Origin of the sequence: Pseudothermotoga sp. (genome assembly GCA_025060105.1) — a bacterium.
Taxonomy (GTDB): Bacteria; Thermotogota; Thermotogae; order Thermotogales; family DSM-5069; genus Pseudothermotoga_A.
The window spans coordinates 34,567-56,672 of record JANXCS010000002.1 but is presented as its reverse complement, the minus strand read 5'-3'; the positions used below and the strand labels follow the sequence as shown (position 1 = coordinate 56,672).

Sequence of the window (22,106 nt, the reverse complement as noted above, 5' to 3'; positions counted from 1 at the left end):
TTCACCTCCTCAAGCTTTCGCTATACAGTAGGCGATGATTTTTTCTGCACCAGCTTGCAGCAACAATTTGGAACATTCACGGATCGTTGAGCCTGTGGTGTACACATCATCTATCAAAGCTATGGTCCCTTCAGGTTTGTTCTTGGTTTTGAAAGCTCCTCGAACGCTTTCTATTCTCTCTTTTTTCTTCATACCTCTCTTAGTGGTGGAAGACGTCGATTCGATGAGGGAAACGTATCTAACATTGATTGTTTTTGAAACGGCCCTCGCAATCATTTTCATCGTATCGAATCCTCTCTCCTCAAGAGCTTTGAAACTGGAGGGAACCCAGGTTAGAGCCGAGAATGGGGTGCTGTATCTTCTCATCGTTTCGATCAAAACTTTGGCGAGAATTCTATGGAGTCTCCAATGTCCTCCATTTTTGTAGGCTAGTATGAGATCCTTGAGAACAGATTCGTACCTGCCGTAGAAATACACCTCACACCATTTCGTTCTTTCTACCAATGGAATTGGTCCCTGCATCAACTTTGCTTCACAGTTTTCACATAGAACTTTCAGCGGTGAGATGAGTTCACCACAAATTACACAGCTGTTTGGAAAAATAGTTTCAATTATCTGCATTGGATGGATTTTCATTCTTAACTCTTCCTCAGTTCAGATTCGTCGAGTGCAAAAAGATCGCACAAAGTTTTGAACACTTTTTCGTCATATCTATAACAAAAAAGAAAAGCCTTTGCACACAGAACTCTACGCTTTTGAAGTTCCACGTCGCCACATCTGTCTATGGATTCAACAATCATGCCGTAATCTCTCGGGTCGCACACAGGTATGATGTTTCTGTAGTTCTTTGCCGCGATCCTCAAAAGTGTCATACGAGCGATGTCTATATTTTGAAGTACCTCCTCCTCATTCAAGGCGTCGTTCAGTCGAAATGGCCGAAGATTGACCACAACCAGGTCGAAAGATTCAATGCTGAGATCTTTAAGAATCTGAAAGTGAAATTCGCTCAGTGAGTTCATGGGGATGGTGGCAAGGTTTTCTGGGTGAATTGATTTAACGTTGTTTTGAAACGATTCAGAAAATTTCAAGACCTCATCGATTTGCGCCACTTCTACACCTTGCGAGCGTAAGTAGCATGCTGTGTCTGAAGTTGCCACGACTTTCACGCCACGTTCGATCAAAGCTTTTGAAAACTGTGAGACGTTCGTTTTATCCCAAACACTTATCAAAGCTTTCTTGATGTTCACTGTGTCATCGCCCCCATCGAGTTCTAAGATGGATTTTATAACAAAAAAGGCGGGGTTTTCCCCGCCCTTCACGGATATGATCTCTCAGTCCTTTTTCTCCGGGATCAACCAATTAGCAACGATTCCAACGAGCGCTGCCAAGCTGAGTCCTTTGAATTCAATATGACCAATCTTCAGTGATGCACCACCTATGCCGACCGTCAGAATCAAGGAGGCGACGAGCAAGTTCTTCGGTTTGGAGAAATCTATCTGTGCGTTCACCAACGTTCTTATTCCAACAGAGGCGATCATTCCAAACAATATCAGGCTTATGCCACCTATCACGGGTGTTGGGATCGTGCGAAGTACGGCACCAAATTTTGCAAGGAACGCTATCAACATTGCCAGAAATGCTGCTCCCCTCAAAACTTTTGGATCATAGACTCTCGTCAAGGCAAGCACACCGGTGTTTTCACTGTAAGTTGTGTTCGCAGGTCCCCCAAACAGTCCAGCGAGGGAAGTTGCGAGTCCATCACCTATCAACGTTCTATGCAACCCGGGTTTCTCAAAGAAGTTTCTACCCACCACAGCTCCATTCGTTGTTATATCACCTATATGTTCCATGACAGTTGCTATCGAAACAGGCGCTATCATTGCAATCGCTGTCCAATTGAATTTCGGGAGCATGAAATGTGGAACACTGAACCAACTGCTCTGTTGTAAAACGGATGTGTCCACCAAGCCAAGAGGCAACGAAACAGCGTAGCCCGCCAGTACACCGAACAGCACGGGTATCATACTCCAAAAACCTTTGAGGAGTACGGAAGTCAGAATGACTGTCACTACTACCACTGAGGCAACCAACCAGTTTTGACTCGCCATTTGGACTGCAACAGGACTCAGAGTGAGGCCTATGATCACGATCATCGGGCCGGTGACGATAGGTGGGAAAAGTTTTTTGACTTTTTCTGTACCAGCAAGCCAGACCAAGAGAGCGAAGAGTAGATAAACTAAACCGGCGATAACTATACCTCCTGTGGCGTAAGCTAGATCGTTCAGTTGTTGTTTCGCCATGATGATGGGTGCTATGAATGCAAAGCTGGATCCGAGGAAAACAGGCACGATACCACCTGTGATGGTATGAAAGAGCAATGTACCTGCTCCTGCCGTGAACAGTGCAACGAGAGGATCTAATCCTGTGAGGAGTGGAACGAGCACGGTTGCACCAAACATCGCTACGAAATGTTGAAGGGACAGAAGGAAGAATCTCCAACCACGCACTTGCTGGTGGGCCAAAGTGAGAGGGGTTTCAACCATGTTTTTACCTCCTTTTTGCCCTCACTGGGGCAAATTAAAGGATCTCTTGTGCAAGTTTACCATTGACGTTTATTCCTGTCAACTGGTTAAAAATAAAGAAAGGCCAACCATCGATACCTTACGTCATTTGCTTCCGTATCTGAACTCCTTCTGATCTGCTGTAGGCTCACACATTCTTCTGAGACTCGAAAATGCGAACATCGCAGACGTTCATCTTGGCAATTTGACCAAAGGAAATCGGTTTTGATGGTGGTCTAAACGTTCCAACGCTCAAAAAATGTACAGGGACACCTGTGGCCTTTGAGATCTCCTTCAAGACTAATTCTCTGCATCCACGACCTTGGCATGGTCCCATACCCACTCTGAGAATTTTCCTTAGTTCGTTGAAACTTGTGAAACCCATTTTGATGCACATCCTCAATTCTTCAATGGTTATTTCTTCACATCTACAGACAAAAATTTTGTCATTCATCTTCGATCACCTTCAGTGCCCTGACGAGCATCACTAACTCTTTTGGCACTTGCACGTGTACCACGAACGTTCTATCACGTCGTGGCTCCTGAACTTTCCTCACTTTAGATCGAGCGAGTTCCCTACCACTGCGGTCTAAGCAAGCGACCACGTTTCCCTCCTTTGGTATTGGCGACATTTCGTAAGGCAGTTTCAATATCGCCTGCTCACCAGTCATGTCTGCTACAAAACACGCCAGTCCCGGACAAGCTGCCACACACATAGCACACCCTGTACACTTTGAATAATCCACACTCGGTAGATCGTTGATGTTTTGAAACGGCAAGATCGCACCGGTGGGACAACTGACGTGACACGGATCACACGGTATTCTCTGTGGACACTCAATGATCACCAATCCACCTTTACGTTTTTTCCACAGATCCATCGGTGGAATTATTGATTGTACTGTGCGCTTGTCGAAAGCATCTGCGTATGTTTCCTCGTTAAAAATCTGGCTTTTTTCTTCGCTTGATTGAACTGTAATGGGAAAATTTCCAGATAGAGCGAACTGTAAACCTTTTCTCAGCCTCTCGCACGTTTCAGCCATTCTGAGTTCGTTTAAGCGAGTCCAATACTCCTCACATTTATTTTTGAAAAAAGACTCGCTCACCTTGCCGAGAGCTTTACTGACAGACAAGCCCGCAATTCTTCCCTCGAGCATTGCTGTTGTAGCTTCCCCTATGGCTGAGGCATCACCAGCGATCCAGAATTTCGGATTGCTGGTCCGTAGTGTCCAATCCCTCTTCGGTACGTAACCACCGAGATCCGCCACGTAGACCATTTCACAACCGGCTTGCCAGAGCAAATCGACGGTGGGAGTCAAACCTACGGCAAGGCAAATGGTATCGCAATCGACGAACTTCTCTGCGCCTACGAACCTACCCTCTTCATCCACTTGCTGTATCCATGCACCTTCCACTTGTTTCTCCCCTACGGCCCCTTTCACAGTATGTTGAAGAAGTATAGGAACACCGAGACGTTGAACTTTAGAAGCGTGAACCCAGTACCCCCCCACTCTGGGTGCCAATTCGACGATCGCAGCAACTTTCACTCCAGCCTGGAGCAATTGATAAGAAACGATCAAACCGATGTTACCAGCGCCAACCATCAGAACTTTCTTCCCTGGAAGAACACCATAAACGTTCATGAGGGTCTGAACTGCGCCGGCTCCATAAACTCCAGGCAAATCGTTTCCAGAAAATGGAATGAGTTTCTCCATCGCACCCGAAGAAACGACGACAGCTTTTGGTTTAATGAGTATGATTCTCTTCTCACCTTGTGTGCACAGCACGACGTCTTCTTTGGCGTAATAACCAATAGCAGAAGTGTTAGAAAATATTGTCAACTTTCCTGAAACAGTGTATGGGATCAATTTTTCTCGCAGGATTTCAGCTATTTTCACACCTCTAATGCCTGCAAAATCTTCCGAAGAACCAAAGAATTTATGGGTTTGTTTTATTAGCTGTCCTCCTAATTCTAAAGATTCATCGACTAATGTGACCTGGCATCCCAGATCAGCTGCTTCGAGGCAGGTTGAAAGCCCAGCTGGTCCAGCACCTATGACCAAAACTTCCGTCTCTACGATCAAAGGTTGTCCTAACTGATCAATTACATCGGAGGGCGTATCCTCTAAGAATTCTCCTATGCCGTGCTGAGTTTCTATCCTCATTCCTTCTCTCAAAGGTGTAATACAGGTTCTAACGTTTGGTAGACCATCGACTCTCATGAAACACGATGAGCACTTACCTATAGCACAAAAAAATCCTCTTGGTCGGTGGAATCTCTTTGAGTAACTCAGTATCTTCACACCGTTGGCTTGTAAAGCAACAGCTATAGGATCGTTCTCATACCATTCCATAAGCTTACCATCGTGATAAAATTGGACTTTCCTACCTCTTTCAAATTTCAATATTGGATGATCATTTATAACGTGCATGGCTTCACTCCTTGAAGTTTCGATGGCCCAGCTTGTGAAAAGTCGGTAGCTTTCTCAGATGCATAGCAAACCATGTTGACGAGATCCACCAAATCAAAAACAACTAAACCAGTCTCATTTTCTATCTCGACAGCGAATGGTGGCAGGTTTGCACATTCGAGTACGATGCAACCAATTTCTGGATGTTTCTGTACTAACGTCTTAGCAACATGGACGACTTCATTTCGAGCTTCATTGTAGTCTATACAGAGCTTGTCCATCAACAGTGCTGTTCCGAAATGAGTATCTTCAAGTCCTGCTATTCTCACCGGTATTCCCGCTGCACCAGCACTCAACAAGTGTTCATTGGTGAGAGCCTTTGCGTCAGCTGTTATTATTCCAACTGGTTTCATACCACAAATTCTATAAACTAACGGTATCAACAACAAGGCCGATGTGATCACGGGAACTTTAACAGAACGAGCAAGTGTTTCTTGTAACAGGGAGAGAAAACCGCAGCTCGTAGTTATCACCCTTGCACCTGCCATTTCGAGTTCCTTAGTACAGATCAGAATTTTTTCAACGCAATCTTGTTGTTTTCTGATCACTGCTTGTGCATTTACTCCCTCGACTACTTTGTAAATCACTGGAAATTTCCATGTTTTAGCATTTCCAACATCGCCCAAAATTCTAGGAAAATGAGTGTCCAATATTATGACACCAAGAGTGAAACCATAGAAGCTTCGTCCTCCGTGAAGAATCATCTTTGTTTACGCTCCCCCAAAATTCTCACCGCTCTTCTGGATACGATTGATAAATAAATCAGAACAAATAGAGTAGAAACCGCTATCAAATGTCTTGGCATTTTAGCCCACGCTGCCACGACGGTAAGGAAGGTTATAGCTAAGATCGTGATGAGTTTTCCAGGAAATTTCATTGGGCTTCGAAAGTAACCAGCTATAGCGATCGCTTGTAAATAACAAATACCAGTCATAAGAACGCAGAGGGAGATGATATCGAGAATTTGACCTTTCAGCATCATGGCGCTGTTGTAAATGTAAAGATATCCTATGATGTAGCCAGTCAAGGAGAGTTTCCAACTTTCAAATCCAACTTTCATTGGATTCGTGTTCGCGATGGAAGCAGCACAATAAGAAGCTATGCATACGGGTGGCGTCACTTCAGACAACTTGGCAAAGTATAGAACGAACATGTGTGCAGCGAGTACATCTACTCTCATTCTGATCAATGCTGGTGCCGCTATCGTCGCCGCTATGACGTATGCAGGTGTGGTTGGCAGACCCATACCCAGTATCAGACATACACCCATCAACAAAATAAGAGCTGCAAGGAGCCTTCCACTCGATAAACTCGTGATCACGGAAGCGATACCCAAACCCAAGCCGGTGTTTGTGAAAACACTCACAACTATTCCTGCTCCTGCACATGCGAGGGCAACTATGATCATATTTTCTCCACCCTTTTGCAGAGTTAGAAAAAGCCTTTTTGGTGTCATCATCGTATCCCTCTTGAAAAAACTCAAAGCTAGAGCAGCCCAAATGGCATAATAAGCTGCAGAAAAGGGCGAGAATCCTTTCATTAACATGTAGACTAAAACGAATGCGGGAAGTAGCAAGTAAGCATCATAGAGGATATCACGCCATTTTGGTATTTCTTCACGTGGCAAACCTCTCAGATTATCCCGGAGAGCAACCATGTGAACCGTTAGACCCAGTGCAACGTAATAGAAAACAGCCCCGAGGATAGCCCTCAAACAAATCTCCGCATAAGGCACATTTGTGATTTCCGACATCACGAAAGCAGCAGCACCCATCACTGGAGGAGTGAATATTCCACCCGTTGAAGCAACAGCTTCTACGGCACCTGCAAATTCTGGTCTATACCCAAGTCTTTTCATCATCGGAATAGTGAAAGAACCAGTGGCATAAACGTTACTCGCAGCTGTACCACTTATACTTCCGAATAACCCACTACCAACGACTGCTATCTTTGCTGGCCCTCCTGGTGTAGCACCTGTGAACTTCGTGGCAATCCTGACCAAATAATCCCCAACTTTAGTTTGCTCAAAGAAAGCGCCAAAAATCACGAAGAGTGCAACGACAGTGGCAGAAATTCCAGTTATACTACCGTAAATGCCCGAATCGGTCAACAGATAAAACATTTCCACCAGCCTGTGTAAACGGATAGGCTTGTTGTAAAAAACACCGGGCAAAAAAGGGGCCACATATAAATAACCAATTGCCGCAAGTATGAGAAGAGACATGACTGGTGCTACCGCTCGCCTTATTGCTTCCAAGAGTAGAACGATGTTGATCAAACCCAGCACTAGTTGTAAAGTACTCACTGGATCTATAAATTCAAGACGCATGTTGAGAGCATTGTTGTTGAGTACCAGATAAGCGGATGGTACTATAGACAATATGGCCAAGAGAGTATCAAATATCGTGAATCTATCTCTGGGAGATTTCTTCGTGGCTGGGAACAACAAGAAAGCGATTGGAAGTAAGAATAAAAGGTGGATTCCTCTCTGTAACCTCGGTTGGAGAATTCCCACCGTTGCTGTGTACAAATGAAAGAGGGTGGCTGCCACGAGCCAGCCACCCACTATCCATCTCTGCCACCCAGTCAGTTGCCTCATTCTTACTCGCTCCTCACTTCATGAAACCTTTTTCCCTGTAGTACTTTTCGGCGCCGGGATGTAAGGGTACCGCTATGTATTTCCATCCCGTTGCCGGTACAAACGTTCTGTTGGCAGGATGTGCTCGGTACAATTCCTCGAGATTCTCACACAGAATCTTAGTGATTGTGTAGACCACGATTTCCGGAACATCTGCGCTCACCAAAAGTTCACCGGCTGTGGTGACTGCCTGCACGTCTTGAGTGAAACCAGGATATGTATTCGCTGGTATGACACACAAGCCTGTTTCCCTACCAACTGTTCCTAACTTCGCTTTCATATGATCGATGCACTCATTCGAGACAGCTAAAAGCACAGATTTCCTTGACGAGAACATTTCGGTTACAGCTGCAGCTGGAATGGAGAGATGAGTCACTACGAAATCAACATGACGATCTTTATAGAGGCTCACCATGTCAGCGTACACAGCATGGAAGTATTCTCCACCACTCTTTTTGATATCGTCCAGCGTGATACCATAGAAGCGTAATATCTCTTCAACTATGGGGAGGTCCGACGTTCCTTTCATTGGGATCGCGATCCTCACAGGTTTACCTGCTTTAACTAGATCGACCAATTCCTGCACTGTGCTCATTCCTCTGGCTGCATCCGCGACAAAGTGGATATGATAGTAACCAAAGTAACCGCCGATAGCTCTGACCTTTGGGTTGGGTTTCTCATAAAGTGGTGCTGCGCCTTCGTACGCCATCTTGTCCACAAATGTGATTCCCCAGCCAAGGTCCGCTTCTCCCGATGAAACTCTGACTGGATTGACGACGCCTCCTCCTGGTATCACCTTGATGACAATCTTCGGTTCCTTCTGATTGATCAATGCGGCAACTGCTCCAGCTTGTGCGTACCAACCTCCTCCAACACCACCTGCGATCCACGTCAACGTGACTGGTTTCAGCTCTTGTGCTGATGCCATGATGAATGCGGAAGCTAACACGAGCACAATGAAGGTTTTCACCAAATTCATCAAAAATCCCCCCTCTTTAGAAGGTTGATTGCTTCTCGGCTTTAACTTCTCTAAACCTCGACGGACTGAGCTCTTCTATGGGAAGAATGGTTTCCTCACCACACACTAGCTGGGTGATGAGCATTCCAGTTATTGGAGCCAGCGCGATACCATCACCCTCGTGGCCGGTTGCAACAAAGAAACCAGGATTCTTTGGATCTTCACCTATGATGTACTTTCCGTCTTCCGAAGCGGGTCGCAAACCAGCAAAACTTCTTATGATTCTTATGTTTTTAAAAACAGGAAAAAGCTCAACCAACCTTTTCGAGATCACAACGAGTGCTTCTAAGCTTGTCGATCTATCAAAACCAACGTATTCTCGTGTGCTACCGATCAGGTAGTTATTGGTGTGTGTTTTCGACATAGCAAAGCCGAACCCCAATTTCTTGGCTGTTTCGTCTTTTTGAAGATGAGCCACATGTTTGGCGATTATATAGTCTGAATCCCACACATCCGTTTCTCCGATCGGATGAGTTGGTTCAGTGACCAAAATTTGGCCACGTTTTGGTTTGATAGGTATACTGAGTCCGATTAGTTCACAGATCTCCCGTGACCAAACTCCAGCAGCACATACCAAAACCTCAGAGAAGTACTCGCCACCGTCTTGAGTACGTACTTCCCAACAATCAGATTTTCTTTTTATTTCAATAACTTTTGAAAATTTTCTAACTTCTAGCCCTAAGTTCATGCCAGCTTTCAACAGAGCTTTCAGCACTGAGAAGGGATCTACTTGCGAATCGTCTGGGCAAAAAGTTGATGCTATGACGAGATCGCTCACGAACGGTTGTTTTTTCTTGATCTGTTTCTTGTCGAGTATGGATACGTTCAAACCTATCGCTCTCTGCCTTTCCACAAACTCTTCCATGAGGGGTAAGTGTTCTTCTTTGTCTATGAGAATCATCCCTCCACGCGTTTCAAACCACAAGTTCTCGTCAAGTTCTTCTTGCCAAGCCTTATACATCTCAAGGCTCACCAGAGCCATTTGCAGCGGTAATCCAGGTAATTTTGACTGAAGCAATATCATATGATCGCACGCACCAGAGGTACCAGAAGCGATATCACCTTGTTCCAACACAAGGACTTTCTTTTTTCGTTTAACCAATTGATAAGCAATTGAAAGCCCTATTATTCCAGCCCCTACAACTATCACGTCATAACCGTGCACACTTTCTCCTACCTTGCAAGGGGATTTTCAAAATTTGGAAGAGATGGTTTTTCTTATTCTAACACCGTGTTGCAAGTGAAGTCAAGTGTCGCAAGAATTTCAACATAATTTCCAAGCCGAAGTGAAAATTATCAAGACCGTCTTGAATTCAATATTCATGGTTCTAAACAATCACTTCTAATCGTCTTCTAATCTCTCTTTGATACGTTAGTTAAAGCTGGGGGGATGGTTACTGTGAAGAAGTGCTTATTTCTTGGAGCTTTGTTGTGCAGTTTGATGAGTCTTTGTACCAATTTGGTACTCATCAACGATGGCTGGGTTAAGCTCACCGTGGTTGACAACAGATCGCGTCAGTATTCTGTGCAAACCGACTTTGTTCTGGAAGTTCGTGCTTTGCGAAGCATCCCTGTGGAAGTTTCCTACCTCATGATCGATAACACCGGCACGCCACATCAACCGTCTGGTGTATTTGTAACCAAAGGATCTAATCTCGATCCACCGTGGGATGGCACCTGCTTTTTCAAAACAGAAGTTGGTGGTTGGGGCCAACCGGAGTTCGTACAAAATCCAAAGTTTTTACCTTTGCCACATTATAGAACGTGTCTGTTGTTGCTGGCGAGGTACGAGAACATTTATCTGGTGTTCGTACGTGAAAACGATGGACAAATCAGTCATGTTGTTTTCAAGGGTGGAACTTTTCAGAACTTTGAAATACCTGGTGTGGCAAGAGTAGAAAAGTTCAACAACGAATTCGTCATCACTTCGCTGAGTCAACCAGTCGAAGTGGGCATGTGGGTCGAAGGCAGATACAGCCACGATGAGGTTGGCGGATGGGCAGCTCCAGCTTACGCAGCCAGGAGTAAACGTTATTCCATACCGCATTATGAGATGTTCATGATGATGATCGGTCGGTACGATAAGCTGGCACTCATAATTGGGAAGGAAAACGATGGAAGATTAGGCGTTTTACAGTTTACAGTATCTCAAAGCTGGGCAAATCCGATCGAAATTCAAGGATTCTGCAGGTGTGCGGCACTAGGTACGAATCTGACTGTGACAGCCATATCTCAGAGTTGGCCCGTTGAGATCACTCATTTCGCTTTTGATAACACATCGTGGCAATGGGAAGTTGGTGGTTGGGGTCAACCTGGCTTTGCACCGCGCGAACAAACTTTTTCGTTGAAGCACTACACACCGGGTCTCATTGTGGTCAACAGGTACAACTTCATCGGTGTGGTCGGGTACAACGAAAATGACCGTCAAACAGGTGTGATCAGGCTCAAATGGTGACCCGTGTAAATTTGCAGAATAAAGATTCGATGAAAGTTTTATCGAGATTTTGCTTTCTTTCTGATGATGTTCAATAGTTCTTCAACCACGGACTCGTGGGACACGGTTTTGACGATCTTTCCAGACTCGAATATCACTGCACTGTCTTTGGTCCCAGCCACACCGACGTCTGCATGTCTTCCTTCACCTATACCGTTCACGACACATCCCATGACCGCGACGATCAATTCAGTACTTTCCACAATTGGTTCTATCGTTTTTGCAATTTTTTCCACGTCTATCTCGCATCTGCCGCACGTAGGACAGGCTATAACCTGGCCGAATTTTCTCAAACCGATTGAGGATAATATTTTTTTTGCAACGATCACTTCCCTCGAAGGATCGCCTGAGATCGAAACCCTTATTGTGTTACCTATACCCTTCAGTAGTAAATATCCTATCGCGATAGAAGATTTCACAATCGCGGTTTCTCCCACTCCAGCTTCAGTCAATCCTATGTGGAGTGGATAATCCACTTTAGAAGCGATGTATTCGTTGGCTCGTATCGTTTCTAAAACATCGCTGCTCTTTGCTGAAATCACGATGTCGTGAAATTCGAATCTTTCTAACAGTTTTACTTCATACAGAGCAGATTCTGCGAGTGCTGTTGTACGATCGTATTTTTCCTCGAATTCTTTTCTCAAAGAACCGCTGTTCGCACCCACTCGAATTGGAACAGAGTATTGCTTTGCCACTTCTACGAGTTCTTTTACCTTCCAATCTTGTCCTATGTTACCTGGATTTATGCGTACTTTGTCTGCCCCATTTTTGATCGCTTCTATGGCGAGTTTATGATCGTAGTGAATATCCGCCACGATGGGCACATCGATATCCAGCATTTCCTTGATTTTTCTTATCGCTCTCGCACTTTCAATATCTGGTACAGCCACTCTGACAATTTCGCAACCAATCGCTGCGAGCTCCCTTATTTGATGAACTGTGGCGTTGACATCGCTAGTTTTCGTGTTGGTCATCGATTGAATCGAGATTGGATGACCTTGACCTATGAATATCTTACCAACCTTCACCACTTTACTCATCTTCCCATCAGCCTGCCTATATCACTGAACGTGACGAACATCATCAGCACTATGAGAAGCAAAAAACCTATGAAATGTACCAAGTTTTCCAATTTGGGATTCACCCTTCTGCCACTCAGCATTTCGATCAAGGAGAACACGATCCTTCCACCGTCCAAAGCTGGCAACGGGAGCATGTTGAATATACCAAGGCTCATCGTGATCAGAGCGACTAAGGTGAGTACGGGTTCCAAACCGGCCTTCGCTGTTTCACCGATGAAGGCAACTAGGCCGACGGGACCAACAACACCAGTATTTTCAGTCCCACGGAACAAGCCGAAGAGAGATCTGTACATCGTTATCAACGCATTGTTGCAACGATCAACAGCTGTTGTCACCGTTTCAAAAGTGTTCGTCAACTTCAAATTACTCACTTTCGGTTCAAACAAACCGGTCGTTTCCAACGCGGTTTTGATCAGTGAAGAAGGTATTTTCATATCGATTTGTTCGCCATTTCTCATCAGAGATATTTCGACTTCACCTTCAAAACCATTTCTCAACCATGCAATACGATCACCTTGCACTTCCATATATATGCCATCTTTTCCAGCGAGTACAAGTTGATAGATTCTCGATAGATCAACATTGTTGTTCACCTGTATATCTTCTACACGGAGCAATGCATCGCCTTTTTTGAACACACCAAAGTCCTTTCTGAAAATGTTCGAAACGGTTGCAAAATAGAACCCAAGCGCATACTTGGGAGGATCATACTGATACTGCTTGAGCAAACCTTTCATTATGCCGGCATCTGTTTCGATCGATACGTAGTGTTCGACCAAACTCGAAAGATTGGTTGAACTGATTGGTTTTCCGGCGATGGTTTGTATTCTCGAGCCCTTTTGAACCTCTCCTGTGATATCCGTCAACAAGAGAAAATGCGATTCTTCGAACAATTTTGGAATAGCCCTTATTGCAACCTTTCCTTCTTTCCTCAACACCGTCAGTTCGACGGGCAATCCTTTCCTGATAGTTTGGCTCACCGTGTAGTTATCGTACACTCTTTTTCCATTGATTTTCAATATGATGTCTCCTTCCCTCAATCCGGCTTCATAAGCTGGCTTGTTCGGTTCGACGTAAGCCACAGAGATCGCTGGCACGCCCCACAAAGAAACTATCACAACGAACAACATATAACCTGCGAGTATTGAAAAAACCGGGCCAGCGAGGAATATGAGTAATCTCTGCCAGGCGGGCTTTGAATACAACCCCCTCGCACCCACCGACGATTCTTCATATGGGTCTTCACCAGCCAACCTCACGTATCCACCAATGGGGAAAACGTTTATTCTGAAGTTGAAGGTCCTAAACCTTTTTTGGTACATTTTTGGACCGAAGCCAATTGCGAATTCTTGCACATCCACCTTGAAAAGTTTGGCAAATGTGAAATGACCCAGTTCATGTACAACAACTACGACCATGAATATGATGATGAAATAGATTACAGACATTCGATCACCTCTTCCGCTATTCTTCTACTTTCTGCATCGATGGATTTAAGATCCTCAAGATCTCTTGGATTGGCTTCGATCCTTTCAACGACTTTTTCTATGACTTTCGCTATCTGGGTGAATTTAATGCGATTCTGAAGGAATGCTTCAACACAAACCTCATCTGCTGCATTGTAAGCAGTCCTCTTGGCGTAATCCTTTTCGATTTCATACGCAAGATAAAATGCAGGATATTTCTCTCTGTCTACATACTCAAATTTCAAAGTGGTTTCGATCAAGTTTGGCCAGCTTTTGTTTTCAAAGCTTCTTTTTGGGTACGTGAGACCATAAGCAATGGGAATTTTCATATCGGGAAATCCCAAATGCATCTTGACAGTACCATCTTTTAGGAACACCATAGCGTGTACGAGCCCTTCTCTATGGATGAGCACTTCCACTTGTTTTGCTTCTAACTGGAACAGCTCACACGCTTCTAAAACTTCAAAACCCTTGTTCACCATGGTAGCTGAATCTACAGTGATTCTTTTACCCATTTTCCAAACCGGGTGTTTCAAGACATCTTCGGGTTTTGCTCTGTTCAGTTCCTGGATTTCCCAGTCCCTCAATGCTCCTCCAGACGATGTTAGGAGTACTTTCTCAACTTCTGGTTCGTAAATTTGCATCAAAGCACTGTGTTCGCTATCGACTGGGATCAGCTCACAGTGATTTTTCTCTTTGGCTTCTTTGACAAGCCAACCACCACAAACCAAAGCTTCCTTGCTCGCCAAAAGTACCCTTCTTGAGGTTTGAAGGGCTTTCAGTGTTACTGAAAGGCTTGCAAAGCCTGGGACACATACGAGCGTCACATCGGGCCGATGATGTTCCATCAACCAAAAAAGTTCATCGTAGTCATCCTTTGTGCAGAGAATTTTCGCTATCTCAAATTCTCTCGCCAATTTTTGAGCTAGATTGTGGTTGGTATGATAAGTACCCGCGAGTATGCGAAAAGAACCGAGCTTTTTGATCACCTCGAGAGCCTGTAAACCTATCGAACCTGTCATTCCAACTATCAAGATGGTTCTTTCAACCACCTGAAATACGCCACCTTTCCGCGCTCGACAGTCACCTTGACTTTCTGCGAGACAGATACGTTACTCACGCCGTAAGGACTGTTCCACAACATATCTTTTCGACTGATTTCATACTTGAAACCTTTCAGTGTCACGCCGTACGCATCTCCAGCGATGGGAAGTATAGACCACTTTTCCCCTGGTTTGGCATCCAGTTCTATCTCACCTGAAACGATGCCCATGAATAGTTTGTCACTCTTTGCGGTGATCTTGACATTGAAAGCCGCCATCAGATACATCAAGGCGAGTAGCATATCTAACCTTTCCCCATTCCAACAAAAGATATCCACTTCGCTTGCCCCCTTCTCAATCGCTTTTCTCAACGCGAGCTCTGCATCGATCTCATCTTTCTCCTTGGGAAAAATGAACATCTCACAGCCCAATACCTTCAGTTCATCCAAATCAGATTCGTCCACAGAATCACCGTCTCCAATGAACAGGTGCGGTATCAGATGTTTTCTCAAGAAATGTTTTGCGCCTCCATCGACGGCGATGAGCAAATCGTATTGATCGAGCGGAATTGAGGCGAGATCTTCACACTCGCCGTTGAGAAAAATGGCTACTCTCACGCGGAAAAACCTCCAATGAGGTTTCTATACTTGTTCACAGTCCGTCTACTGACCTCAACACCGTGATTTTTGAGCATTTTCCTCAGTTGTTCATCGGTGCTGTCAGGATTCTCTTTCAGCAACTTACAGAGCAAAGGTAAGAAGAATCGCTGTTCCACGTTTCTACCAAAAAAAGCACGCATAGGGAAAGTTCCTACAGGTGTTTTGACGTATTTAGTGGACACTGCTCGACAAACTGTTGAGGTGTGTAACTGCAGATCTTCCGCAGCGTCTACGATTTTGATCTTGCTGGGATACGAGACTCTGCCGAGTAGAAAATCGACGTTCTTTCTGACAATCATGTTACCCAAAAAGATGAGTATTTCTTTTCTCCGTTGCAGTAGTCCGTTGAGATAGACCAAAAATTTTTCAGCCTTTTTGTTCGATCTTTCCAACGAGACGGTGAATTCTTTAACTTGTATTGATAGATCTGCTTGAATGATCAGATCTGGTTGTATGTACGCCGCTCTTCCTCCAAAGCCAACAACTTTACCTTCGAATAGCCCATCTGGTCCCACGGCTTTAATGGATTCCATGAGCTTTTCGACTACTTCTTCTGTAACGCAAAACTTTTGACAGATTTCTGCTTTGTCTACCAAGAGTCGTCCGGATTCGTCAAGGTTGTAAACGATATATTCAACTATGCGTTCGTTTTCCTCATCTAAACGTAACAGTGCGATGGACTCCATGAGCTCTTCTTGGAGTGATCTCTCATGGTTGGCCAAGCGATCGAGTCGTGACAAACCCGTTTCTTCGTCTTCAACGTCTAGGCTCACATACGGAAAGCTATTCTTTAAAAACTCTATCAAATCCCTAGTGGGGAGCTCAATGAGTTTGAAAAAAAGTTCCCTGTTAGAAAATTCTCTTCTCAGATCGAGACTGATCCGCATCGTGGAAGTTTTCACTCCCAATCATTACTATACTTCAAAGGATCAACATGGCATCCCCAAAGGAATAGAATCTGTATTTCTTCTCCACGGCTTCTCTGTAGGCGTTCATTGTCAAATCGTAACCTGCGAAGGCAGCCACAAGCATCAGAAGGGTGGATCTAGGTAAGTGAAAGTTTGTGATCAACGCATCGACCAGTTTGAACTCGAATGGTGGGTATATGAACAAGTCTGTCTCACCTTCTGTAATGTTCGTTCTGGCGAAAGTTTCGAGCGTTCGTACAACAGTTGTACCCACGGCTATGACTTTCCTCCCTTCAGACTTTGCATGTTTTATGTTTTCGACAACATCTAAGGGAATAAAGTAACGTTCGCTGTGCATCTTATGCTGCTCTATTCTCTCTGTTTTGACAGGTCTAAAAGTGCCGATACTCACATGTAAAGTGACTTCGAGAACTCTCACACCCATTGAACGTATTTTCTCCAGCAAAGCCTCAGTGAAGTGAAAACCTGCCGTGGGCGCAGCGACGGAACCAGCAACCTTGGCATAGACTGTTTGGTACCTTTCAAGTGGTATCTTCGCTCGAACGTACGGAGGTATTGGTGCCTCACCGAGTTTCAAAATAGACTCATCGTCCACGTTGAACTCGATCAATCTCAGTCCTTCATGGAGCCTTTCGATGCACTTTGCTATGATTTCGGCATTCAGGTGTACTACCACACCTGGTTTCATCTTCTTAGCTGGTTTGGCTAGACACTTCCATAGCCTCTCTCCAACTTTTTCTATGAGTAATATTTCGATCTGTTTATCCTCAAGTTGACCGAACAATCTTGCAGGAATCACTTTAGTGTTGTTCAATACCAACGCATCGCCAGGCGAGAGATATTCGACGATTTCACGGAAGATTTTGTGTTCTATTTCACCGGATTTTCTGTGAACAACCATCAATCTGGAACTGTCTCGCGGTTCCACAGGAGTCTGTGCTATCAATTCTTCAGGAAGGTGGTAATCGAAGTCAGAAAGCTTCACTCGAAAAACCTCCTCACATCTATTCTGTCGATTTTTTGATTCCATTCTTCGAATCGATCGCCACTCACGACCACTGCGTTTTTTTCAAGCGCTATCGATATTATGAGCTCGTCCGCGGGTGAGTGAAAGTATGTTCTTTCCGCATGGAACCATTCACTTTCAACCTGAAAAATGTGTCTGATGTTTTTGTCGAAAACCAAGTAATATGGATAAAGAAATTCGTTGAACGTTGCGAGTCTTTCCAGAATGAAATCTATGTCCGACAATTTACCCCTCAGCCTTGCTATATTACTCCCATCTAAAACGACAGGTCGGCTTGGTTTTCTCACAAACATGGCCTTCACGTAAGGATGGCATTTGAGTTTTGACAGCAACTCGACTTTCGAAATCTCGTCCAGTTCTTTGAAAAGTTCAACGATCACCTCAGCTTCACTTACACATGTTAACTTAACTGAATTCACTTGCTGAGCGAGCCAATCGATCTCCTCTGTGTTACTTTTCATGATAGCAGCTTGAAATTCCAAAAAGTCTTCTAAATTTGATTTTTCGAGTAAATACCTGGCTTTTCTAACGAAATGCAAAACATCGTCATTTTCTATCAGTTCCCTCATTTCACTTGAAGGTGGGGGATAAGATTTCGGTTTCAGCCAAAAGAATGGCTCCAACCCACTCGGTTCAGGTAAACTATTGATCTCAGCGAACTTTTTCAATCTTTCGACGATGGTACCCGAACCGTACACGAGATCCCGAAACGAATTGATCAATCTCTCCGATACCTCCACAGATTTGATGGGGCCCAGCGCATCTTTAATGAAGGAGATCACGGCTTGATTATTGATTTTGAACCTGCGTAGAGAATCAATTTGATGCTTTCTTTTAACTTGAAGCATCCTCAATCTTGTTAAATAACCCGGATCATACACGTTGAGTAACATTATTCTTCACCCTTCGCAGTATCATCAACGTTAAGTAACCGATCAGAATAGAGAAAACAGATCTGTACAATGACACCATCAAAGGTGTCTTGATGTGGCAGAACGTGTTGAAAGTAGAGACCAAAGCTATGCTACCTAGCAACTCGAACAGAAAAGCCCATTTGAAGTTTCCAAAACTCAGCCAGAGAGAAAATGCCGGATAACCTATGATTTCTTTGAACCTTGGTCTCACCCACAAAAAACCCTCGATGGTGTCTCGCAATTGTCTTTCAAGATTGGTGACGAAAGCTGTATTCCCAGAGCGTGAAAGGTAATAGAAACCAGCACCAGCAAGTACAGCGAAACCCAGCGGCCAGTACCTTCTCAGCCAGTTCCATTCTTTCATCACAGTTTTTGCGAGAACGAACAGTGGCAACAGTGAGATGGAGAGTTTAACTCCTCTGTAAACGTTCAGATCGTTCACATGCCAGAAGTCCCACAAAGCAGCGTTTGTCAACAATCCAAGAATCAAGTACAAAATGGGTAAGATCTCTTTCTTTCTGTACGAATAAATGAAAACAGTTGCCAGAATGGAAACAACTGAAACAGCTAAAGAACGATTCAAGAACCACAGTGGTGCCGCCAAGATTCCCAGTAAGGGTTTTTGTGAAAAGAGTAGCAAAACCATCGCGATGAAAGCGAGCCATTGGAAGTGAAAGGAAGTATCGTTAGGTTGTGGTGTATCCTTGGGTTTACCAAACTGATGCTCTATTTTTTCAAGCACCCACTTTATGTCCACATTTTCTAGTGGTTGGATCCAAATCATATCGATACTGCGTTCGAGGATGGCTCTTCTGAATCTGTAATAGATCATTGAATTTGTCAGTTTCATCTTCTCCACTTCTTCTTGTCTTATCGTGTGGATTCTAAAGAATTTTTTGTGGTCCCTTCTGAGCATCACGATCTTTTTGACAAAATCTGTACTGTCGTTGAACTCAAGCATGCCGATCCATGTTCCATAAGAGTCTGCTTGCTGGGCATAAATTTTCGCATCGTATCCTTCGAAGTCACCTCTGAATGTGACGTATTCCATGCCAGGTTCTATTTGTTCGCCTGGATCTATCACCCAGACTATTCTCCCTGAAGGAAGTTGTATCCTGTCATCATCGATAGATATACCCACTGTGTAAGCGAAATCTGTAGCATCTGTCACAAACCGACTTGGAAAGAAAATAGCAAGACAAATGAAAGTTAGTATGAAAAAGGATAGTTCAGCGATCCTTTTCAAGCCGAACGATTTTTTCATTGATCTTCACCTCTATTTTCACTGCACCAAAGCTTTGCCATCTCAAGTATGGTGAGAAAAACTTGAAGCCACCGATGTCTATGACCTTTTCTTCTGGAAACACCAGTGTATCTTCTAGTTTTTCTAGAACTTGAACGATGTACGAGGTGTTTTGGAAAGTATCCTGCGCCATACCAATCAGAGTGTGTTTGAGTGAAGACAGAGTCAAGACACCTCTATCAAAATAGAATTTTTCTCCGTCAACGTATAGGAATGTTTCAAATGGAGAAACATCCTCTGCTTGCAGCTGGACGAAACACATCGAATCCAACCGTTTCAGATTCATGGTGAGTTTTGGGGGAGTCGTATCTCGAACCAGCAGTTCATGAACGATCAAATCGTTAGAAAACTCTAAGCCAAGGAATCTTCCCGGGTATGAAAAACAGTTCGATCTCTGAATCCCAGATATGAAATACAACTGTTTTTCACAGTTTGCACCGAGTTCGATTTGACTGGTTTGGAGTCTCACAAACCGATCTGGAAAGTTCAGTGTTATCTCGGTTGCTTCGCCGAGCATGGAGATTCGCACAGTATGGTTACCAGGTGGCAAGTTCATGGAAAATCCTTTGGTTTTGATGTCACTTGTTGCGAAGGTTAGTTCACGCGGTTCTCCTTCGAAAATCGCCATGATCGTTCCTCCGAGACCAGGAAAGCAACAGATCAAAAGTTGGTAGGAAACTGGTTTTACTTCGAAACTGTATTCTCCAGGACCTGTGATCTTCGGAAATTTTTCAATGAAACGATTCAAAAAGAATTCTATTTTCTCTGGCTTGACCGGTTCGAGAACTTTTATTCTATTTGCGTATATTTCGACGGGATATCTATCAATGATCAAATCCACTGTTTGACCTGATTTCACTATTTGAAAAAGTTTTGTGAATATCTCTTCGGGAACAACGATGCTTCCTATCTTCGCAGAAACAGTGAAGCCTTTTTCACTTATCAGTAGCGGGACATCTGGCATGGGGATATAACCGACGGTCAATCTCACTGGTTCATAAAAGTCTGTAAGCTTGTCAGTTAGACTCAAGTCTGATGGACAATGAACTTTGAACTTTGAATGCGCCCCACCTTCAAACAAATAGCCTGTCATGTCGAAGGTATTGATCAACAGTTGTGCTGCAAAAAGGTAACCTGAAATGATTAACAACACAAGTGTATGTTTCATCTTCTCAGCCTCTCGAGAACTTGTTTCAATTCTTCAGGCATGGGAGCTTTCACATTGATTCTGTCCGGGCGGCTCGGATGCATGAAACTCATCCTGAGACAATGCAGAAATTGTCTTCTCAGTCCAAACTCCTGATGAAAATAACGATTCACGTTCTTGTCTCCATACATCGTGTCACCAATCACAGGATTACCAACAGCAGCAAAATGTCTCCTGATTTGATGCGTTCTTCCTGTATGCAGAAAAACTCGAACAAGTGTTGCACGATCAAAGCTTTCTAAGACAATATATTCAGTGACAGCTTCGAGTCCATCGAGCGTTAGATCTATCTTTCCGTTCCCTTGCAACCGACCAGCAACGAGCGCGAGATATTCTTTTTCTACGAGTCTCTCTCTGAACATGTGACTCAAAGTTCTCGCACTCTTGTTGTTCTTCGCTACTAGCAAGACACCGGAGGTGTCTCTGTCAAGCCTGTGCACAAGGTGCGGTGTGAATCCCTTTTGTTTACCGTAGAACATCAAACCGTGTATGAGAGTGGTCCCAATCGTTTTGTCTCCCGGGTGTAAAGCTATACCTGCTCTTTTATTCAAAACTATCAGATCTTCATCTTCGTACAAGATATCGAGTTTGATTGGAATTGGCCTAACCAACGATGTTTGACGAGAATACTTAGATAGATCCTCGTTGATCTGCACCTTATCGCCGGGCTCAAGTTCATAAGAAGGATTTTTCGTGGGTCTGCCATTCACGCAGATCTTCCCAGTTCGCAAAAGCTTGTATATCTCCGACAGTGGAACGTCGCTGAGTTGTTTTCTGAGGAATTTGTCCAGTCTCGAATAGAGGTTCTCACTGTTGACTGTGTATTCCAAGGGCTCATCGCCCTCCATATTTCATGTATTCTTTGATCTTTCTCTGCAATTCCTTTTCCTTTATTTCTTCACGCTTGTCGTACTTCTTTTTCCCTTTGGCGAGAGCTATCTCGATCTTGACGATACCCTTATTGTTGAAATAAATCTTCGTGGGTATCAGTGTTAAACCACCGCTGCTCAGCTTACCCGTCAGCCGTTTTATTTCACGTTTGTGCAAGAGCAGTCTTCTCGGTCTTTCAGGATCGTGATTGAAATGACTAGCATGCTTGTAAGGACTGATATGGAGATTCAAAAGGTATACTTCACCATCCTTTATCCGGCAGAAGGAATCTTTGAACGAGACATTCTTATCCCTCAAGGATTTCACTTCTGTACCTTTCAGTTCTATTCCAGCTTCATAAACTTCTAAAATCTCGTAATCTCTCGCTTTTTTGTTCACCGCTATCAATTCCACACAGAATCCT

21 protein-coding genes are annotated in these 22,106 nt (G+C 44.1%); 1 reads left to right on the top strand and 20 read right to left on the bottom strand.

Features of this window, described 5'->3' with window-relative positions:
- Positions 1-9 precede the first annotated feature (9 nt).
- The 9 genes from NZ875_01930 to NZ875_01890 form a co-directional block, all read right to left on the bottom strand.
- A complete protein-coding gene (locus NZ875_01930) occupies positions 10-636 on the bottom strand; it encodes a ComF family protein (GenBank protein ID MCS7174496.1) in 627 nt (208 codons plus the stop codon).
- Between the two features lie 2 nt (positions 637-638).
- Positions 639-1,247: an IMP cyclohydrolase gene (locus NZ875_01925; protein MCS7174495.1), complete on the bottom strand. Its 609-nt coding sequence runs from the start codon at positions 1,245-1,247 to the stop codon at positions 639-641.
- A gap of 84 nt (positions 1,248-1,331) precedes the next feature.
- The gene (locus tag NZ875_01920) at positions 1,332-2,543 is read right to left on the bottom strand and encodes an NCS2 family nucleobase:cation symporter (protein MCS7174494.1); all 1,212 of its coding nucleotides are present in this window, start codon (positions 2,541-2,543) and stop codon (positions 1,332-1,334) included.
- A gap of 166 nt (positions 2,544-2,709) precedes the next feature.
- On the bottom strand, positions 2,710-3,015 hold the full coding sequence (locus NZ875_01915; protein ID MCS7174493.1) for a (2Fe-2S)-binding protein: 306 nt from the start codon (positions 3,013-3,015) through the stop codon (positions 2,710-2,712).
- The gene (locus NZ875_01910) at positions 3,008-4,993 is read right to left on the bottom strand and encodes an FAD-dependent oxidoreductase (GenBank protein MCS7174492.1); all 1,986 of its coding nucleotides are present in this window, start codon (positions 4,991-4,993) and stop codon (positions 3,008-3,010) included. The genes NZ875_01915 and NZ875_01910 overlap by 8 nt, the downstream gene beginning before the upstream one ends.
- Positions 4,981-5,736, bottom strand: coding sequence for a hypothetical protein (locus NZ875_01905; GenBank protein ID MCS7174491.1), 756 nt, complete (start codon positions 5,734-5,736; stop codon positions 4,981-4,983). Before NZ875_01905 ends, NZ875_01910 begins: the two co-directional genes overlap by 13 nt.
- A complete protein-coding gene (locus NZ875_01900; GenBank protein ID MCS7174490.1) occupies positions 5,733-7,631 on the bottom strand; it encodes a TRAP transporter fused permease subunit in 1,899 nt (632 codons plus the stop codon). Before NZ875_01900 ends, NZ875_01905 begins: the two co-directional genes overlap by 4 nt.
- A gap of 13 nt (positions 7,632-7,644) precedes the next feature.
- Positions 7,645-8,649: a TAXI family TRAP transporter solute-binding subunit gene (locus NZ875_01895; protein MCS7174489.1), complete on the bottom strand. Its 1,005-nt coding sequence runs from the start codon at positions 8,647-8,649 to the stop codon at positions 7,645-7,647.
- A gap of 16 nt (positions 8,650-8,665) precedes the next feature.
- Positions 8,666-9,853: an FAD-binding oxidoreductase gene (locus NZ875_01890; GenBank protein MCS7174488.1), complete on the bottom strand. Its 1,188-nt coding sequence runs from the start codon at positions 9,851-9,853 to the stop codon at positions 8,666-8,668.
- 234 nt (positions 9,854-10,087) lie between these two features.
- Here NZ875_01890 and NZ875_01885 point away from each other — a divergent pair, with 234 nt between their 5' ends.
- Positions 10,088-11,143: a hypothetical protein gene (locus tag NZ875_01885; GenBank protein MCS7174487.1), complete on the top strand. Its 1,056-nt coding sequence runs from the start codon at positions 10,088-10,090 to the stop codon at positions 11,141-11,143.
- A gap of 38 nt (positions 11,144-11,181) precedes the next feature.
- On the opposite strand, the gene ispG is transcribed toward NZ875_01885, so the two are convergent.
- From ispG to smpB, 11 genes are read right to left on the bottom strand one after another with little or no spacing between them, the layout of a single operon-like run.
- On the bottom strand, positions 11,182-12,222 hold the full coding sequence (ispG, locus tag NZ875_01880; protein ID MCS7174486.1) for a flavodoxin-dependent (E)-4-hydroxy-3-methylbut-2-enyl-diphosphate synthase: 1,041 nt from the start codon (positions 12,220-12,222) through the stop codon (positions 11,182-11,184).
- Positions 12,219-13,712 (bottom strand): site-2 protease family protein, encoded by a 1,494-nt coding sequence (locus NZ875_01875; GenBank protein MCS7174485.1) that lies wholly within the window; start codon positions 13,710-13,712, stop codon positions 12,219-12,221. The genes ispG and NZ875_01875 overlap by 4 nt, the downstream gene beginning before the upstream one ends.
- On the bottom strand, positions 13,703-14,782 hold the full coding sequence (locus tag NZ875_01870; protein ID MCS7174484.1) for a 1-deoxy-D-xylulose-5-phosphate reductoisomerase: 1,080 nt from the start codon (positions 14,780-14,782) through the stop codon (positions 13,703-13,705). The genes NZ875_01875 and NZ875_01870 overlap by 10 nt, the downstream gene beginning before the upstream one ends.
- Positions 14,761-15,390, bottom strand: coding sequence for a thiamine diphosphokinase (locus NZ875_01865; protein ID MCS7174483.1), 630 nt, complete (start codon positions 15,388-15,390; stop codon positions 14,761-14,763). Before NZ875_01865 ends, NZ875_01870 begins: the two co-directional genes overlap by 22 nt.
- Positions 15,387-16,334, bottom strand: coding sequence for a hypothetical protein (locus tag NZ875_01860; protein MCS7174482.1), 948 nt, complete (start codon positions 16,332-16,334; stop codon positions 15,387-15,389). Before NZ875_01860 ends, NZ875_01865 begins: the two co-directional genes overlap by 4 nt.
- Positions 16,335-16,353: 19 nt before the next feature.
- Positions 16,354-17,346 carry a tRNA preQ1(34) S-adenosylmethionine ribosyltransferase-isomerase QueA gene (gene queA / locus NZ875_01855; protein ID MCS7174481.1) on the bottom strand — a complete coding sequence of 331 codons (993 nt, stop codon included), beginning with the start codon at positions 17,344-17,346 and terminating at the stop codon, positions 16,354-16,356.
- A complete protein-coding gene (locus NZ875_01850; GenBank protein MCS7174480.1) occupies positions 17,343-18,281 on the bottom strand; it encodes a hypothetical protein in 939 nt (312 codons plus the stop codon). The genes queA and NZ875_01850 overlap by 4 nt, the downstream gene beginning before the upstream one ends.
- Complete coding sequence (locus NZ875_01845; protein MCS7174479.1) at positions 18,262-19,566, bottom strand: DUF5693 family protein; 1,305 nt, start codon at positions 19,564-19,566, stop codon at positions 18,262-18,264. The genes NZ875_01850 and NZ875_01845 overlap by 20 nt, the downstream gene beginning before the upstream one ends.
- The gene (locus tag NZ875_01840; GenBank protein ID MCS7174478.1) at positions 19,532-20,773 is read right to left on the bottom strand and encodes a hypothetical protein; all 1,242 of its coding nucleotides are present in this window, start codon (positions 20,771-20,773) and stop codon (positions 19,532-19,534) included. The genes NZ875_01845 and NZ875_01840 overlap by 35 nt, the downstream gene beginning before the upstream one ends.
- A complete protein-coding gene (locus tag NZ875_01835; protein ID MCS7174477.1) occupies positions 20,770-21,660 on the bottom strand; it encodes an RluA family pseudouridine synthase in 891 nt (296 codons plus the stop codon). The genes NZ875_01840 and NZ875_01835 overlap by 4 nt, the downstream gene beginning before the upstream one ends.
- Positions 21,647-22,096 (bottom strand): SsrA-binding protein SmpB, encoded by a 450-nt coding sequence (gene smpB / locus NZ875_01830; GenBank protein MCS7174476.1) that lies wholly within the window; start codon positions 22,094-22,096, stop codon positions 21,647-21,649. Before smpB ends, NZ875_01835 begins: the two co-directional genes overlap by 14 nt.
- Between the last annotated feature and the right edge of the window lie 10 nt (positions 22,097-22,106).

Coding starts and splice junctions, on each gene's coding strand:
- NZ875_01930 (MCS7174496.1), bottom strand. CDS start 636: ATGAAAATCCATCCAATGCAGATAATTGAAACTATTTTTCCAAACAGC.
- NZ875_01920 (MCS7174494.1), bottom strand. CDS start 2,543: ATGGTTGAAACCCCTCTCACTTTGGCCCACCAGCAAGTGCGTGGTTGG.
- NZ875_01915 (MCS7174493.1), bottom strand. CDS start 3,015: ATGAATGACAAAATTTTTGTCTGTAGATGTGAAGAAATAACCATTGAA.
- NZ875_01910 (MCS7174492.1), bottom strand. CDS start 4,993: ATGCACGTTATAAATGATCATCCAATATTGAAATTTGAAAGAGGTAGG.
- NZ875_01905 (MCS7174491.1), bottom strand. CDS start 5,736: ATGATTCTTCACGGAGGACGAAGCTTCTATGGTTTCACTCTTGGTGTC.
- NZ875_01900 (MCS7174490.1), bottom strand. CDS start 7,631: ATGAGGCAACTGACTGGGTGGCAGAGATGGATAGTGGGTGGCTGGCTC.
- NZ875_01895 (MCS7174489.1), bottom strand. CDS start 8,649: ATGAATTTGGTGAAAACCTTCATTGTGCTCGTGTTAGCTTCCGCATTC.
- ispG (MCS7174486.1), bottom strand. CDS start 12,222: ATGAGTAAAGTGGTGAAGGTTGGTAAGATATTCATAGGTCAAGGTCAT.
- NZ875_01875 (MCS7174485.1), bottom strand. CDS start 13,712: ATGTCTGTAATCTATTTCATCATCATATTCATGGTCGTAGTTGTTGTA.
- NZ875_01850 (MCS7174480.1), bottom strand. CDS start 18,281: ATGTTACTCAACGTGTATGATCCGGGTTATTTAACAAGATTGAGGATG.
- NZ875_01845 (MCS7174479.1), bottom strand. CDS start 19,566: ATGAAAAAATCGTTCGGCTTGAAAAGGATCGCTGAACTATCCTTTTTC.
- NZ875_01840 (MCS7174478.1), bottom strand. CDS start 20,773: ATGAAACATACACTTGTGTTGTTAATCATTTCAGGTTACCTTTTTGCA.
- NZ875_01835 (MCS7174477.1), bottom strand. CDS start 21,660: ATGGAGGGCGATGAGCCCTTGGAATACACAGTCAACAGTGAGAACCTC.